Below are 13,620 nucleotides of genomic sequence, written 5' to 3'. Positions count from 1 at the left end.
TCTATATATTATTTTCAATAAGATAGCAAATAGGAATCATATTTTACATAAAAACAAATATCATATTCAACAATATGATTATCAATGAAAACAAGTGCAATAAAGAGTAATTTTAGAGTATGATTTCAGAGGATTTCAACTCTGAATATGATTTTATCGAATTAAAATCTTATCTTTGTGTCCGTTATCCTAAACAGTGTATAGAGATATGGCAAAGGTGGGTTACATATTCAAGGCTAATTCCTATGACGCGCTCGATGCGGACAAAGAATGGATGCGACAATACGGGTGTGTACAGGTGGTCGAGGAAGAGTGCGCCCACGAGGCGCTCCGGCCGCAGTGGAAACAACTCATGGCAAGCCTCGGCAGAGGCGACGAACTGGTAGTGGCCAAATTCAGCAACGCCGTGCGCGACTTGCGCGGGCTGGCCGCACTCGTCGAGCTGTGCCGGATCAAGGTGGTGCGCCTGGTATCCATCCACGACAAAATCGACACCCTGGGCGAACTGTTTCCCGATACAACGGCAGCCCAGGTACTGGAGATGTTCGGGGCCCTGCCCGAAGAGGTAGCCGTGTTACGCAAGTCGTCCAGCCATATCATGCAACTGCAACAAACCATCAAGCCACCGGTAACGAAGAAGGCCATGTCGAGGGCGGAACGGGAAAAAACCATCGTGGATATGTACAACAACGGCTATTCGATCGACGACATCTGGGAGGTGAGCGGCTTTAACAGCAAAAGCTCAATATGGCGCGTACTCAACAAATACGGCGTATATCTCAACCGCGGCAGAACCAGCGGCCCGCGTGTCAAAAAGCAACAGGACGAGACAAAATAACCGACCGGCGGCACACGGGGGAAAACAGAAGGGAACGCCACCCTGTATTGCTTTTTCGCCGATTTTGCATATCTTTATATGGGGTATAATCTTTAATTCGGAAGCTATGTTAGATATTATTATCGTATTGGCAGGATTCTATCTATTCTGCGGCATCGTGAGGGTTCTGCTCGGAGGATTCGGCAAAAGCGACTATCAGCGCGACCGTTAGACTGCGGAATCGCATGCCGCATCTCATGGAAAAGACAATATCGTTATCGCATAAAACTCACATAAAACAAGAACTGAAATGACAAAAGCCGAGTTAGTTGCCCTGATCACACATCAGACCGGGGTAGAAAAAACGGCAGCGGAGGCCGTTGTGGAAGCATTTATGAGAAACATAAAGGAGACGATGATCGCCGGAGAAGATGTGTTCTTGCGGGGGTTCGGCAGTTTCATCGTCAAAGAGAGGGCCGAAAAAGTGGCTCGCAACATCACGAAGAACACGACGATGGTTATTCCAGCCCATTCCATCCCCGCCTTCAAGCCATCCAAAGTATTTCTGGAGGCAGTAAAAGAGGGGAATAAAAAAGGATAAAACGCTGGTCCTGTCAGGGGTAGCATGGTATCATTCGGCCCCGTCGGACAATGAAAAACGCAACCGCCTGTCAACGGCGGTTGCGTTTTTTGGTAGACAGCCCTTACGCCGCCTCGCTCTTCGGGTTCATCGGTCCACAAGCATCCGGTTGGCATACTCCGCAATCTCCTCACGGGTCAGCCACCGGGGTTTTTCGTCTTCAGGAAAACCGTCGTAAAGTCGGGTCATCCACTCGATTTGCCGCGCTTCATCGCCGGCCCACAAGCGGCCGGTACTCCTGTTACCGAAACCGAGGTAATACTCGCAGTCCGATTGCAGCCGCGCCAGCAACATGTATCTGAATCTCTTGTCCCGGCGCATTACCTCCTCTACCGTCATTCCTTCTGTCTTGTTCATTCCGTTCATGTCTATAAAGATTTAAATTTCTCTTTTTCCCCTCCGGTAGTCCTGTACCGAAGGCCGATTGTTTTTCTGCCTGCGGGATTGACGGCCGGGCCAGGCAAGGAGGATGCGGAAAATACACTCGCCGTTTAGTCCGGGGAGGAAGATTTTCCGCCAGCCAGCCAAAAGCGGTCCTTGACAGGGCCGGCAGCCGGCAATCAATTTCGCAGAATAAACAAGCGGCTTGCGAACCGGGTACAAGGCGAAGCGGATAGAAAAGGGAAAGGCGTATGCGCAATGAATGGGTAGCCGGGCCGTCGGGACAGCGTAAGACAGACTGTTTGGTATAAGAGGATGGCCCCGATTTGAGTGCAAAATACCGCAACACATCCTTCGGACGGTTGCGGTATTTCAAGGTCACGTGTGCCACTTTCAAGCGTGCAACTTGCGGCGCCTGATCTTCCAGCCGTAAATATCGGCGACATACGGATAGAGGGAACGTGTTCTCTTGCGAAAACCGACTTCGTCGATTTCTCCGCTATAGATCTTGTCGGCGATGCGTTCCGCCTCGCTTCTATCTTTGGCGATGCGGTACAAAGCGTAATTCATGCCGTCATGATGTATCATGCGCCCCCGGATATTGTAGCTGTCTCCGTACCACTCCGCGTCGTCGCATTGGGAGTACAGGATGTCGGCAATGTTGCTGCCCAGAATTTGGTACCCTTGCCGCGGTCCTCTCCATGTGCCCACCGAGGCGAACGCGATGATAACGCCTTCGATTTTTTTATCCAGATTCAAGCGTTCATCGGTCAGGGAGCCGGACACCACGTCCGCCCACTCGGCGTCGCTGACCGTGTACGTGTCGTCTTCCTGCACCTCCCGTTGCAATTCCTGGTACTGCTCTCTTGCCTCGTCGTCCAGCATGTCCATGCTCGACCAAATCATCTGTTTTTTCATACTTCCTGAATTTTAATGTTCGTTTGGCTTGCTTTTTCATCCCTCTCTTCGGAGGTTTCCACCTCGTCCGACGGGGATTTAATTTCACGTGCAAAACTCCAAGCCGGAAAGAAGGGAACAAGGCAAGGAGGAAGCGGAAAGTCACAGACGATTGCATTTGGGTTGAACATGCCTGAGCGAGCCTGCGAGTCGATGGCCGTCAACCGCAAATGGAACGCGCCTTGCTGGTTCCCGCCCGGCTTAACTTCGCACAGGGAAATCAATGACGTCGGAGAAAGGGCAGAAATGAGTGATAGCAATACCGACACCGCAATGAGCAAAATAAAAGCGGCCCGAAGGCCGCTTTGTCGGGATAAGGCAGGATTTACTTCTTGCCCTTTTTCGTTGTCTTTGCCGGCTCCGCAGGTTCTTCCTCCTTTTCGACGGCCGGGTAGAACCTGACGGCGACCATCACGATGCGGTTGTGCAGCACGCCGTCCTTGTCGGCCCACTCTTCGGGCTTGAAGTAGCCTTCCACGGTAAGCAGCGTGCCTTTGGTCAGCACGTCGAACGAGTCGGCATTCTCGTTCTTACGCCACGCTTCCATGTTGACGAACGCCGACACGCGCTTGGTATCCTCGCCGTTCTTCTCCTGACGGGCTACCGACAGCGGGAAACGGGCTACGCTTGCGTTGGTGAACTGGCGGATTTCAGCGTCTTTTGCCACGAATCCGGTTACTGCGAAACTGTTCTCGATCTTTTTCATTGCGATTGTTTTTTAGAAGTTAATAAATCAGTTTTACGGTGCTTAAAAAGTAGGTGCAGCAGAGGGATGCACCAAGGATAGCGCATAAATACGCTTTATTTTGGGGCGCAGGCCCAAACCGCAGGCTCGATAAAGGAAGATTTGTGCCGCTACGCCATTGGTCAAGATCTGACAGGTCGTGCCCGTCGGCACCCTAACTTTGCAGCGAAAAACGATGGGGCGACTTCGACAGAAAACGGTCGCGGAAAAGGCGGGGAAAACAGGGAGCAGCGGCATTCGCGGATCTGAAAAGACCCGACCGCCCATCGGCAAGAGTGCAGCACGTTCCGGCGTGAACCCGGGAAGAACATCGAGGCGGGGTAAGCGAAGCGACCGCGGGTGGCATGGAAGCGGCAAAAGATGGTATGCCACCGGACTGACCTTGGCACTGCGTCCGCGGAAGGGCCGTCGAACGAAGGCCGGGTAAAAGGCGTGCGTGAAGCATCGGTGTCGGCCGCATCAGGTCCATCTGGGCAGAATAGCGAGGGAAAGGAGGGAAAAAAGGAGGCAAAGGAAAAACGGCGGGAGCCTACCCCTCCGGCAAAACGGGAAAGGCGCTCCCGAGCAAATGGACGGGTTCTAAAAAAGGGAACGGCGCAGCCGGAAGGAATTACAAACGGCGGTTCCGACAGAAGCGGCTGCGTGTCGCAGGCGTTATGCCTGAAGCGTGTAGCGATTCGGGATAAAAAAGTGGATCGTGCCAGCGTTTGCCGCTCGGACAAAGAAAAGCGGGCTGAAACGGGACCCATTTCAGTCCGCTTTTCTGGCAATCAGAACCGGGCAATCAGAATCCGGTGTTCGAAGATTTTGCTTTTATCGCTCGCCCGCCGCTGGCAGACCCAGAGGTGGTGCGCCCCGTAACCGTAGACGAAATACTCGTCGAGCAGCGTTTGGTTCTTCAGGTGTTCCATGCCCGCCCGAAGATCGTCTTCATGCGTGGAGAAGAGAATCGTGTTCACAATCCGAAAATAAAGCTCTATCGCTTCGTCGCAATAAGGGCAAAAACTGTGTTCTATCGTTACTTCCATAATTACGGCACTTCAACAATAACTTCAATTCTTCCGTACAGCATCGAACGCAAGGCTGTCTTGTCGATGGCGTAATACTCCGTTATGTGCCCGTACTGCTTGACAAAATACCGTTTCAGCACGTCCGAAAAATCGAAAAGGTAGCCGCCCAAGGCAATCCCCCGCCTGAAACGACAACACTCCCACACGTTTCGGGTAAGCCAGTTCTTCTCTTCACGGGTCAATTTGTCGCCGTTATTGAGGCGCTCTCGCAACCTGTAGACCTTGCTGTCTTTCAGGCCATCCAATTCGGGCACGTCCCATTGGACGAATTTCATCGCTATCTGTGTCATTGCTTCAATATAGATAATCACTTCATCACGGAACTCGACAATCTCTTTCCCGCTGGTCAGGCGGACGACTACGGTGTTACCATAATCGCCTACGATTGTACCTTCCGTATAACCTTTGTAAGGATTCATCAGCGAACAAGGCGAGCCGATAATATCGCTCTTTTCTTCGTATTCGTACATAGCCTGTGCATTGAGATTAAAACTTAATATTCCATGTGCCCTGCGAGAATGTCCGGAAACTCACGTACTCGTCTTTGAGTGCGTATGTCAGAATGCGGATGTAAATCTCGTCTTTGGCATCCAGCGATTCCACCAGCTTGTCTATTTCTTTTTCCGGGTAAACCCAAAGGGATGAGAATTGTGCATCGAGCATGTCTTCCGAACGCTCGATGAAGCAATCGGCAAAATTGTCGTCCAAAAAAGCCTCTACTTTGTCGAGGTCTCGTTCGTTCTCCGTACTTGCGAAGAAGAGATTCGTTGCGTAGTCTGCCATAATCTTAAATTTTGAGTTTCTTTTTTCCCTTATGTAGCATCAGCTACTTTCGGGCTTGATTGAAAATTATGTCGCCTCAAAAGGTGTTATGGCTGTTTTTGCAGGGTTTCACGATCAAATACTACCTCTGCGAAGCGGAGCGTGGAGATTTTATCGTGAACCGTCAGGCTCCGACCTTGCAGAAAAAAAGACATGACAGATACCTTTGCGACACAATTCTCATCAGACAGACCGAAAGTTGATGTGCAAGATGGAAATGTAGAAAGATACAACGGTAGGATCTAAAGCGGGGAGTTCGTTAAACAGGAACGACGTACAAAAGGCAGGTTGCTGGCCAAAAGAAAAAGAGATAAGCGTTCTTGTTGCCGATGTCCGTCATTTCGACGTTGTGAAAAAGGTTTAGTTTAGAACTTGAATAGATATACAACAAACCATACTAAACTCCTATAATCGACCTTTTGCGTGGATTACATAAATTTTTCATATCTTTGGGAAACGGAACCTCCGATATGGAATAAAAAGCGATTCTATATTTGCTCTTTTTTTCTTTTGGCCAGCAAAATTCCGTCCCCAGTTCGTCCCCCAGCATATTTTTAAGCGTTGTAATAAACTAAACATCAATAATATACCACAACATAACATTTTTTGCACCGGAACATTTAAACTCAATATACGGATTCAGGCATCCGGCTCTTTGAGTACCTTCAGGAACTCCTCTGTAGTGAGGGCTTGGCCGCCCTGTGCTGCAATTCTTTTTTTGAACCTATCGTCATTTGTGATCACGGTCAAAGCGTTCTTAATGGCTGTTTCCCCGATAAGGGCATCCTGGATATGAACCGGATTGCCTCCTTCCAACTTCCGAATCAAATCGCTGCCGTCGCTGATCCTCGCTTCACCAATTCTGGAAACCCCGATACAAAACGATTCCGTCGGAAGCGTATGAACCCCTATCGATGCCATGCACTGAAGTAGTTGAGTCCGTCTTTGCTCATTCCGGCATGCTGCCAGTTCATCTTTCTGTATGTGTGTAATATATATTTTCACACGCTTACGAATAAGAACCGAAACGTCGAGACGACCTGCGATGATATCGTCGAAAACATTCGAATCAAAGATTACTCTCATAGGTATTGCTGTTTAAGTATAAAAATCAGGGACGAAATATCACCGGGGTTAACATTCCGGGATGCATCCTGTCGCGGAAAGAGCGGCTCAAAGACATAAGAATCAGATGCCGGGGTTGTCGGCAGGAAGTGCCGCAGAGGGATTCAGACGTTCTTTAAGGCGCGTATTGCGCTTCAGCACGGATACGTTGCGGACGGCATAGGCCAGAGCTTTCGCAGCACCGAGCAGGACGCAGATCTTTTTGGCCCGGGTGATACCCGTATAGATCAGGTTGCGCTGGAGCATCACGAAGTGGGTCATCAGTACTGGCATGACGACGATCGGATATTCCGACCCTTGGGCCTTGTGGATCGTCGTGGCGTAGGCCAGCGTCAGTTCGTCGAGCTCCGTGACATCGTACTCGACCCATTTGCCGTCGAAATCGACTTTCAACGTCCTCTCCTCCGTATCCACCTCCCGGATATAACCCAGATCGCCGTTGAAGACATCCTTGTCGTAGTTGTTGCGCTGCTGCATCACACGATCGCCCTGACGATAGGTATAGCCGCCGCGATTGAGGCTCGGGCCCGAAGGATTCAGTGCCTGCTGCAACAGCAGGTTCAGGTTCGCAGCGCCCACGACGCCCCGCTGCATCGGCGTAAGTACTTGAATACGGTCCGGACTTTCCCGGTAGGCGCGGGGCAGGCGCTCCTTCACCAGCCGGACGATGGTTTCGGCGGCCCGTTCGGGGTCGTCCTCCCGCATGAAGAAAAAGTCGGTGTCGCGGCCGTTGCTCGTATCGGGGAAGCGTCCCTGGTTGATGGTGTGGGCGTTCATCACGATACGGCTCTTCTGCGCCTGCCGGAAGATGCGCACGAGCCGCACGACGGGGATACGCTGCGAGTCGATGATGTCGCGCAGGACGTTTCCCGCCCCGACGCTCGGCAGCTGGTCGATGTCGCCGACGAACACCAGCCGCATCCCCACGGGAACGGCTTTCAGCAGGTTGTTCATCAAAAGGATGTCGATCATAGAACACTCGTCCACGATCAGCGCGTCGCCTTCCAGCGGGTTCTCGTCGTTGCGCTTGTAGCCGTCCTGCGGGTTGTACTCCAACAGCCGGTGGATGGTCTTGGCCTCCATGCCCGTCGCCTCGCTCATACGCTTGGCAGCACGTCCCGTCGGTGCCGCCAGCAGCACGCGCAGGCCGGCTTTTTTCAAGGCCGCGATAATTCCCTGCGTCGTAGTCGTCTTACCCGTACCGGGGCCGCCGGTCAACACCATGACTTTGGACGTGACGGCCTGCCGGATAGCCGCAAGCTGAACCTCGTCGTATTCGATGCCGGTTTCCGCGGTGAGGGACGACGGATCGAAAAGCCCGTCGAACAACGAACGGCCCGTACTCTCTGCCAAATCTCTCAGGCGACGCGACGTACCGCACTCGGCATGGTAGAACGGAGGAAGGTAAATGGCATCCTTGTCGAGAATAAGGTCTTCGGCCTGAAGCATCCCTGCAAGGGTGTCACGGATAGCCGTTTCGCCCGCTTCAAGAAGCTGCCCCGCAGTCTTTACCAGCTGTTCCTCCCCGGCGTAGACATGTCCTTCGTCCGAAAGTTGTCCCAGCGTATAGAGGATGCCGCTCCGGCACCGTCGCGGGTCCTCTTTCTCATAGCCCATCTTTGCGGCGATGCCGTCGGCGGTCTTGAAGCCGATGCCCCAGATATCGTCGGCAAGGCGGTAGGGATTCTCCCGCACCTTGTCAATACTCTCCTTGCCGTATTCCCGGTAGATTTTGGCCGCATAGGCCGTGCTCACGCCGTAGCCCTGCAGAAAAAGCATGACATTTTTGATGTCTTTCTGCTTCTCCCAACTCTCGCGGATCTTCGCTACACGCTTACGTCCGATGTTCGGAACTTCGTAAAGCCGTTCGATCTCCGTCTCGATGATGTCGATGGTCTCCGTTCCGAATCGCTGGACGATAGCCCGGGCGAACCGGGGGCCGATGCCCTTGACCAATCCGCTGCCGAGGTATTTTTCGATCCCGTACACCGTGGCGGGCATCGTCTCCTCCCATGTCGCGGCGACGAACTGGCTGCCGTAGCGTTTGTCCACCTTCCATTCGCCGCGGCACAGAAGGACGCTGCCCACGGGAACCTCCAGCAGGTTACCCACGAGCGTGACAAGGTCGTTATAGCCCTTCACCTTGACCTTCAGCACCGAGTATCCGTTCTCGGGATTCTGATAGGTGATACGTTCCACGACACAGCGCAGAAGAGTTGCCGGGTGTTCGTTCATAAAACGGACGATACTGAATACCCAGTAAAATTACGGAAAAAATCCCGGAATAGCAATGCCGCCGGGCATACGACCTTTATTCATCGTCCAAGGTATTGAGATATTCTTTGATAATATCCCTATGACATGGATAAGGCTTACAGAAGCATCCCATGCGTTTGCCTTTCAAAGCATGGATACGCTGACGAAACTCAGGATCGGTACGCAGGCGTCCGTAAAAATAACTGCGGTAGCGGTCCAAAGTAGCACCGCGGCTCATGCCTGGCAGCAGCCGAAAAGGATTCCTGAAATAACCGTCTTCACCACGGCCGGCACGGCCGATGTAAACATCGCATGCTGCATAACGAATGTTTACCACTTCAGTTCGTTTCATGACATAAAATTTTAACATTGACGCGGGGTTCTCCCCGCGTCGGAATGCACTACGCCCGTTCCACTACGACGATCTCCGCACGGCAGGCAGTGCGTGCGAACGGCTCCTGCATGGGTGTCCGGTGGTGGATGATAAAGTGCCGCATCGTCTCCTGTACGGCTTTGGGACGCTGCTTGTCGATAAAGCCGTACGGCAGAAGCAGCACGGCACGATCGCCCGAGCGTTGCGTGCGGGAGAGCCATTGCAGGAAGTAGACACACTCCACAATCTCGAACGGCGGATTGGCAATGACGTTCTCGCAGCGGAAGTCGATCTCATGAAATTGCATCCGCAGCGCAGCAGTTTCGGGATAGAGGCGTTCGTATAGATCAACCAGCTCCGCATCGGCATCGAAGCCGAGGAGCGCCGACGGATGCACGCCCTCGAGGAGCAGGGCGCGCGTAAGTTGCCCCGTGCCGCATCAGGCGTCCACGATACGGCTGTCATTGTCGAAATATCGCACGGCCAGTGCCGCCATCTGGCAGGCCGTGCGGTCGGGTGTCAGGTATTGCGAAGCATAGACGCCCTTGCGGCGCTGCCGCTCGCACATTGCATCATACGGCCAGTTATCGCCGCCGTAGAGGAATGGCAGGTCATTGTGCTGCTGCCAATAATCGAGAATCTCCGGCAGCGTATCCGGCCAATAGAAATTGCGCCGCAGATAGTAATTCTGAAGCGCATAGCGTTTTGTGATTCTTTCAAAGATTTTCATTGGATCAGGTTTTAGGGTTACTCTTTTTTCTGCCGCGGCACCGCAATCCAGTCGGGATTCAGCGTCATACGCCAATCGGGATCGCCATTGCGGTAAGCGAGGAGCTGGGCGGCGTAATCGTGAGCTTCACGGGAATTTTGGGCCCGATAGTGAAACATCCATTTCTGACCGCACCGGGGACATTCCCAGACGACCATCGTACCGGCAGAGGTCTCGGCAAGGCCCAGCATGCAAGGTACTACGTATAGTGCGGCGGTTCGAAATCACATTCATAACAGGTATAAATACCGCGGTTATAGCGTCCCTGCGGTGGAACGCGCAGGGACAAAGGAATATCGATCATATAAGTATATGGTTTAGGTGTTCGTATCTTCAGGCGAAGCCGCGACTCCGTCCTCTTGGCAATAGTCGAATTTCATCAGCTTTGCGACACGGGCGTACTCCTTATCGTAATACGTATCGTATTCCTTTTGATATTCCTCCTTGTAATGGGTTCCACCGTCGGGATCGTCGGGGTCATCGGCTTCGACGAATGTTTCGAAAGGTGCACCGTGTGCGTTCAGCAGCCGTCCGACGGCCAGATCGCAGGCAATATCCATAATCGACGCGTTGATCGCGTCCTTATGGTTACGGTAATATTCGTGTAAATTCATGGTTTCGTTCATTAAAATGTTCTTGGTTTGAGTTATTGTATTTCTGCGGACATCAGGTCGGGGTCCGCAATGCAGATCGGGTTTGTTCCGGGTATTCATTGGGCAGACTCTTTCCGGATTCGGATTTGCTCCTCTGCGAATTGTCTGTTCCACCACGCCTCGCAGGCATCGACAAGCATTTGATACTTCTCTTCGGAAGGTTGTCCGTGATGCAGTTTCCGTCTGCGGCCGAGTAAATCATAACCGTAGGATCGCCATTATTGTTTTCTATATCCAGTGGATATTCCGTTCCGGGAATCTGATAAGCAGCATCTTCCTGATAGGTCGGATCATTTGACAGTTCATCGAGTTGACCGTCAGCACATAGATCCTTGATCTTCTGGACTGCCGTTTCGAGATTCTCGGCTTCAAAACTGAAATACCGGCAATCTATGACAGTAATTTTTTGATTCCGATAAAATTCATAGCGTTTCATTGCGCGATTATTTGAGGTTAATACTTCGACACTTCCAGTCCTTTTTTCGTCATGCTCATCGAGAAGCCCGCCTCATGGAGCTGTTTCAGTACCGAAGCGTTGCTCTCATGGATAAGAAGCGGATAGACTTGGGAGTAGTTGTCGGCGATCGGTGTGTTGAACGACACAGTGATTCTGTTGTTTCGGGTGATGATTTCCAGCGCACTCCGGAAATCGGATTCCTGCATGTTCATTTGAAGGTGTCTTTAATGATTATCGGATATGGGACGTAGTTCGCATGGATAGACTTCAGTTTCCGAGTCTGAGCAGCAGATCAGGATAAGATCCTTGTCGGAGGGTGTCTCCTTATCGTCATTACCCGAACAGACGACACAACAACCGGACATTTCATAGTCGGGATCGCTCCGGAAGACACGCTGCCCGGGGTGAAAGACCTGCACGCGCGGCAGCTTCTCCCCGTCAAGGGTCTCCGGAAGAGCGATTACTTCCCGGATTGCAAGCCGGGGATGTTTGTCGAAATGCCAGTCTACCTCGGATTCTTCGCCGAGAGTCGTTTGAATCGCACTCAGAACCGTTCCGCATTGTTCGGAAACAAGACGTGCGGCCTCCTTGCCGGAAGCCGCACGCAGGGTAAAACAGCCGTTGAAGGTATAGCTGACCTTCAGTTTGAATTTTCGTCGCATAGTGTTTAAGAGTTATCGTTGTTGTTTTCAGACCATTCGTCGACTGTCGTCGCGTCATAGATGCCGTACCGGCGTATTTCAGCGTACGCCTGTCCTTCCCGGAGCAGGGGCTGCCGGGAGACGAACGTTCCGGTGAAGTTTGCCAAAGCCAGCGGAACGAGCCACTGGAAATCGCTGCCCCGACCGCCCATGACCTCGCACGAATGAAAATCGGCGGGAAGGGTTTCGGAATCGAGGCGACACATAGTGAAAAGAGCAGAGATGCCGTTGATCTCGGCCTCGCGGAAATCCCGGATATCCGCGAAAGGAATGGATGATTCGTATGCCATGATATGGAAATGACGCCGCCCGCTCGTTGCGGAGCAGGCGGCAGGTGATTAAAGAAAGATTCGGTACCACGCCCCGAGCAGATAGACATTACCTTCCACATAGAGCGAGTATAAGTCCGTAGAGACAATCCGCAGGAACAGAGTCCTGTCGCCGCGCAGTTTCCCGATCTGGCGCCGGAGCGCTTCGGCGGGAAAGGGTTTGCGCGAGATGAACCGTCCGCGGATCTCTGCCTCCGAGGGGAGGTATTCGTACAAGCGGTAATTGAGCGCCAGCCAGCGAAGGATTTTACGGCGGGTTTTCGCATCGTCCGTCCGCAGTGTGAAACGGTTGAAACAAAGATTGTTCATCGTAAATCGGAGTTAGTTCAGTGACAAGGCCTGACAGAAATAGTCCGTATAATCGAAGTCCAGTCCCAGCCCAGAACAGGCCGTTTCAAGATCGCCGTAGCACAGAGCCCCGGCATCCCGCAGTTCCCGCAGGTTGCGAAGTTCCGCGGCCAAATATTCCTCGGCGCGACGTTCGCCGCAGCGGCACGCAGTGCAGATATTTTCGATAATAATGTTTCGTTCCATAGTCGTTTAAGGTTTAGGTGTGAATTTATTGTCGGAGAGTGCAAGGAAATCGTCGAGCGTGCGGCACCGATAGTCCAAAGAGATCTTTTCGCTGTAATCCGTCTGCCGGATATCGAAAGTATAGGTCAGGCCGTTACGAATGATCTGGCCGTGACTTTTGTCATGAACCCAAACCACATCGGACAGAGCCTCCAACCGGTTGCGGTACCCGATTATTTTGCGTTCGTTCTCCGCATCGATCCGTTCGAGATTCCGGAAACCCTGCGTGAGGTATTCCACCCAGTCGTCGATCTTCTTTTTGGTGAAGACCCCGATACGGTTCGGAGCGGTTTGTTTGTCGAAAGCCTTGCCGAAGGAGTAGTTGTCCGCATATCGGAAGAACGACCAATCGAATCGGAGGTCGTAATAGGGTTTTGGATAGAAATATTGGCGGACGAGAAACAGGATGCCGTTTCTTCGGAAACCGGTGCAAGCTTCCTCGAAATAGTTTTTCAGGCTGTCCACGGCATGTGTAACACGGTAGAACAAGGCTGCCTCCGGAACGAACTCCTGCACTGTTTCCAATACGGCCGATGCGCTTCGAATAGCCCGCTCTACGTTATCCTCGGCATTGGCGAGCAGCAGCTCGTCGAAGGTCGACTGATCGATCCACTTTCTCATCGCTGAGCAACCTGCCTGCGGCAGGATTCCGTTTCCCGCAGGTAATCGTTCAACGCAGGCACAAGGATCGTACACTCGGCATCGGGCTTTCCGAGAAAACATTTCACCTTTACCGATGCCTCCACGCCGTCCCGGGCGTAGGTCTTGAAGCGGTAGTCGTAACCCGCCACCGCAATCTCGAATTTTTGATGTTTCATCTTCGAAATGGATTTTGATTTGACATACGGCCGGCAGATCCCCGCTATGAAAGTGAGAAGCCGGCTTCGGGGCGGGATTATCAGCGACGGCACGGACAAGGCAAATTTTTGAGGGGCGATACGACCCGAAGGGT

At 52.4% G+C, this 13,620-nt stretch carries 22 protein-coding genes and 1 pseudogene; 2 read left to right on the top strand and 21 right to left on the bottom strand.

The window, feature by feature from the left end:
• The first annotated feature begins 208 nt into the window (after positions 1-208).
• Both NQ492_RS05350 and NQ492_RS05345 read left to right on the top strand, forming a co-directional pair.
• Complete coding sequence (locus tag NQ492_RS05350) at positions 209-838, top strand: recombinase family protein (RefSeq protein WP_015546425.1); 630 nt, start codon at positions 209-211, stop codon at positions 836-838.
• A 289-nt stretch (positions 839-1,127) separates the two neighbouring features.
• The gene (locus NQ492_RS05345; RefSeq protein ID WP_015546426.1) at positions 1,128-1,418 is read left to right on the top strand and encodes an HU family DNA-binding protein; all 291 of its coding nucleotides are present in this window, start codon (positions 1,128-1,130) and stop codon (positions 1,416-1,418) included.
• A 126-nt stretch (positions 1,419-1,544) separates the two neighbouring features.
• Here NQ492_RS05345 and NQ492_RS05340 read toward each other — a convergent pair whose 3' ends face one another.
• The 21 genes and pseudogenes from NQ492_RS05340 to NQ492_RS05240 all read right to left on the bottom strand — a co-directional run bounded on the left by NQ492_RS05340 (position 1,545) and on the right by NQ492_RS05240 (position 13,486).
• Positions 1,545-1,796 (bottom strand): LPD11 domain-containing protein, encoded by a 252-nt coding sequence (locus tag NQ492_RS05340; protein ID WP_044054714.1) that lies wholly within the window; start codon positions 1,794-1,796, stop codon positions 1,545-1,547.
• A 435-nt stretch (positions 1,797-2,231) separates the two neighbouring features.
• Positions 2,232-2,756 carry a hypothetical protein gene (locus NQ492_RS05335; protein WP_015546428.1) on the bottom strand — a complete coding sequence of 175 codons (525 nt, stop codon included), beginning with the start codon at positions 2,754-2,756 and terminating at the stop codon, positions 2,232-2,234.
• 364 nt (positions 2,757-3,120) lie between these two features.
• Positions 3,121-3,501 carry a single-stranded DNA-binding protein gene (locus tag NQ492_RS05330; RefSeq protein WP_015546429.1) on the bottom strand — a complete coding sequence of 127 codons (381 nt, stop codon included), beginning with the start codon at positions 3,499-3,501 and terminating at the stop codon, positions 3,121-3,123.
• Positions 3,502-4,310: 809 nt separating this feature from the next.
• On the bottom strand, positions 4,311-4,568 hold the full coding sequence (locus NQ492_RS05325; protein ID WP_015546430.1) for a hypothetical protein: 258 nt from the start codon (positions 4,566-4,568) through the stop codon (positions 4,311-4,313).
• A gap of 2 nt (positions 4,569-4,570) precedes the next feature.
• The gene (locus NQ492_RS05320; RefSeq protein WP_044054715.1) at positions 4,571-4,900 is read right to left on the bottom strand and encodes a hypothetical protein; all 330 of its coding nucleotides are present in this window, start codon (positions 4,898-4,900) and stop codon (positions 4,571-4,573) included.
• Between the two features lie 196 nt (positions 4,901-5,096).
• Positions 5,097-5,393, bottom strand: a complete 297-nt coding sequence (locus NQ492_RS05315; protein ID WP_015546432.1) for a hypothetical protein — start codon at positions 5,391-5,393, stop codon at positions 5,097-5,099.
• A 678-nt stretch (positions 5,394-6,071) separates the two neighbouring features.
• Positions 6,072-6,518, bottom strand: coding sequence for a PIN domain-containing protein (locus NQ492_RS05310; RefSeq protein WP_015546434.1), 447 nt, complete (start codon positions 6,516-6,518; stop codon positions 6,072-6,074).
• 102 nt (positions 6,519-6,620) lie between these two features.
• Positions 6,621-8,792 (bottom strand): SF1B family DNA helicase RecD2, encoded by a 2,172-nt coding sequence (gene recD2, locus NQ492_RS05305; protein WP_015546435.1) that lies wholly within the window; start codon positions 8,790-8,792, stop codon positions 6,621-6,623.
• Between the two features lie 88 nt (positions 8,793-8,880).
• A pseudogene (locus NQ492_RS05300) lies at positions 8,881-9,165 on the bottom strand (DUF4326 domain-containing protein); the annotation flags it as partial.
• A 49-nt stretch (positions 9,166-9,214) separates the two neighbouring features.
• Complete coding sequence (locus tag NQ492_RS05295; RefSeq protein ID WP_147513220.1) at positions 9,215-9,493, bottom strand: hypothetical protein; 279 nt, start codon at positions 9,491-9,493, stop codon at positions 9,215-9,217.
• Between the two features lie 132 nt (positions 9,494-9,625).
• Positions 9,626-9,916 carry a hypothetical protein gene (locus tag NQ492_RS05290; protein WP_259873874.1) on the bottom strand — a complete coding sequence of 97 codons (291 nt, stop codon included), beginning with the start codon at positions 9,914-9,916 and terminating at the stop codon, positions 9,626-9,628.
• Between the two features lie 17 nt (positions 9,917-9,933).
• Positions 9,934-10,146 (bottom strand): hypothetical protein, encoded by a 213-nt coding sequence (locus tag NQ492_RS05285; protein ID WP_118407002.1) that lies wholly within the window; start codon positions 10,144-10,146, stop codon positions 9,934-9,936.
• Positions 10,147-10,272: 126 nt separating this feature from the next.
• Positions 10,273-10,569 carry a hypothetical protein gene (locus NQ492_RS05280; protein ID WP_026318695.1) on the bottom strand — a complete coding sequence of 99 codons (297 nt, stop codon included), beginning with the start codon at positions 10,567-10,569 and terminating at the stop codon, positions 10,273-10,275.
• Between the two features lie 52 nt (positions 10,570-10,621).
• Entirely contained in the window at positions 10,622-11,044 is a 423-nt protein-coding gene (locus tag NQ492_RS05275; protein WP_019151264.1) for a hypothetical protein, read from the bottom strand.
• 17 nt (positions 11,045-11,061) lie between these two features.
• Positions 11,062-11,277, bottom strand: a complete 216-nt coding sequence (locus NQ492_RS05270) for a hypothetical protein (protein ID WP_009597164.1) — start codon at positions 11,275-11,277, stop codon at positions 11,062-11,064.
• A 12-nt stretch (positions 11,278-11,289) separates the two neighbouring features.
• Positions 11,290-11,727: a hypothetical protein gene (locus tag NQ492_RS05265; protein WP_015546437.1), complete on the bottom strand. Its 438-nt coding sequence runs from the start codon at positions 11,725-11,727 to the stop codon at positions 11,290-11,292.
• A gap of 5 nt (positions 11,728-11,732) precedes the next feature.
• Entirely contained in the window at positions 11,733-12,056 is a 324-nt protein-coding gene (locus tag NQ492_RS05260; protein ID WP_015546438.1) for an LPD28 domain-containing protein, read from the bottom strand.
• A gap of 48 nt (positions 12,057-12,104) precedes the next feature.
• Positions 12,105-12,404 carry a hypothetical protein gene (locus tag NQ492_RS05255; RefSeq protein ID WP_015546439.1) on the bottom strand — a complete coding sequence of 100 codons (300 nt, stop codon included), beginning with the start codon at positions 12,402-12,404 and terminating at the stop codon, positions 12,105-12,107.
• 12 nt (positions 12,405-12,416) lie between these two features.
• A complete protein-coding gene (locus NQ492_RS05250; protein WP_014774803.1) occupies positions 12,417-12,629 on the bottom strand; it encodes a hypothetical protein in 213 nt (70 codons plus the stop codon).
• Positions 12,630-12,635: 6 nt separating this feature from the next.
• Positions 12,636-13,289 (bottom strand): hypothetical protein, encoded by a 654-nt coding sequence (locus tag NQ492_RS05245; protein ID WP_244075996.1) that lies wholly within the window; start codon positions 13,287-13,289, stop codon positions 12,636-12,638.
• Positions 13,286-13,486, bottom strand: a complete 201-nt coding sequence (locus tag NQ492_RS05240) for a hypothetical protein (protein WP_014774805.1) — start codon at positions 13,484-13,486, stop codon at positions 13,286-13,288. The genes NQ492_RS05245 and NQ492_RS05240 overlap by 4 nt, the downstream gene beginning before the upstream one ends.
• Positions 13,487-13,620 lie beyond the last annotated feature (134 nt).

Source organism: Alistipes shahii WAL 8301 (assembly GCF_025145845.1).
Lineage (GTDB): Bacteria > Bacteroidota > Bacteroidia > Bacteroidales > Rikenellaceae > Alistipes > Alistipes shahii.
The sequence above is the reverse complement of the archived record's forward strand: the minus strand, read 5'-3'. Positions and strand labels throughout refer to the sequence as shown.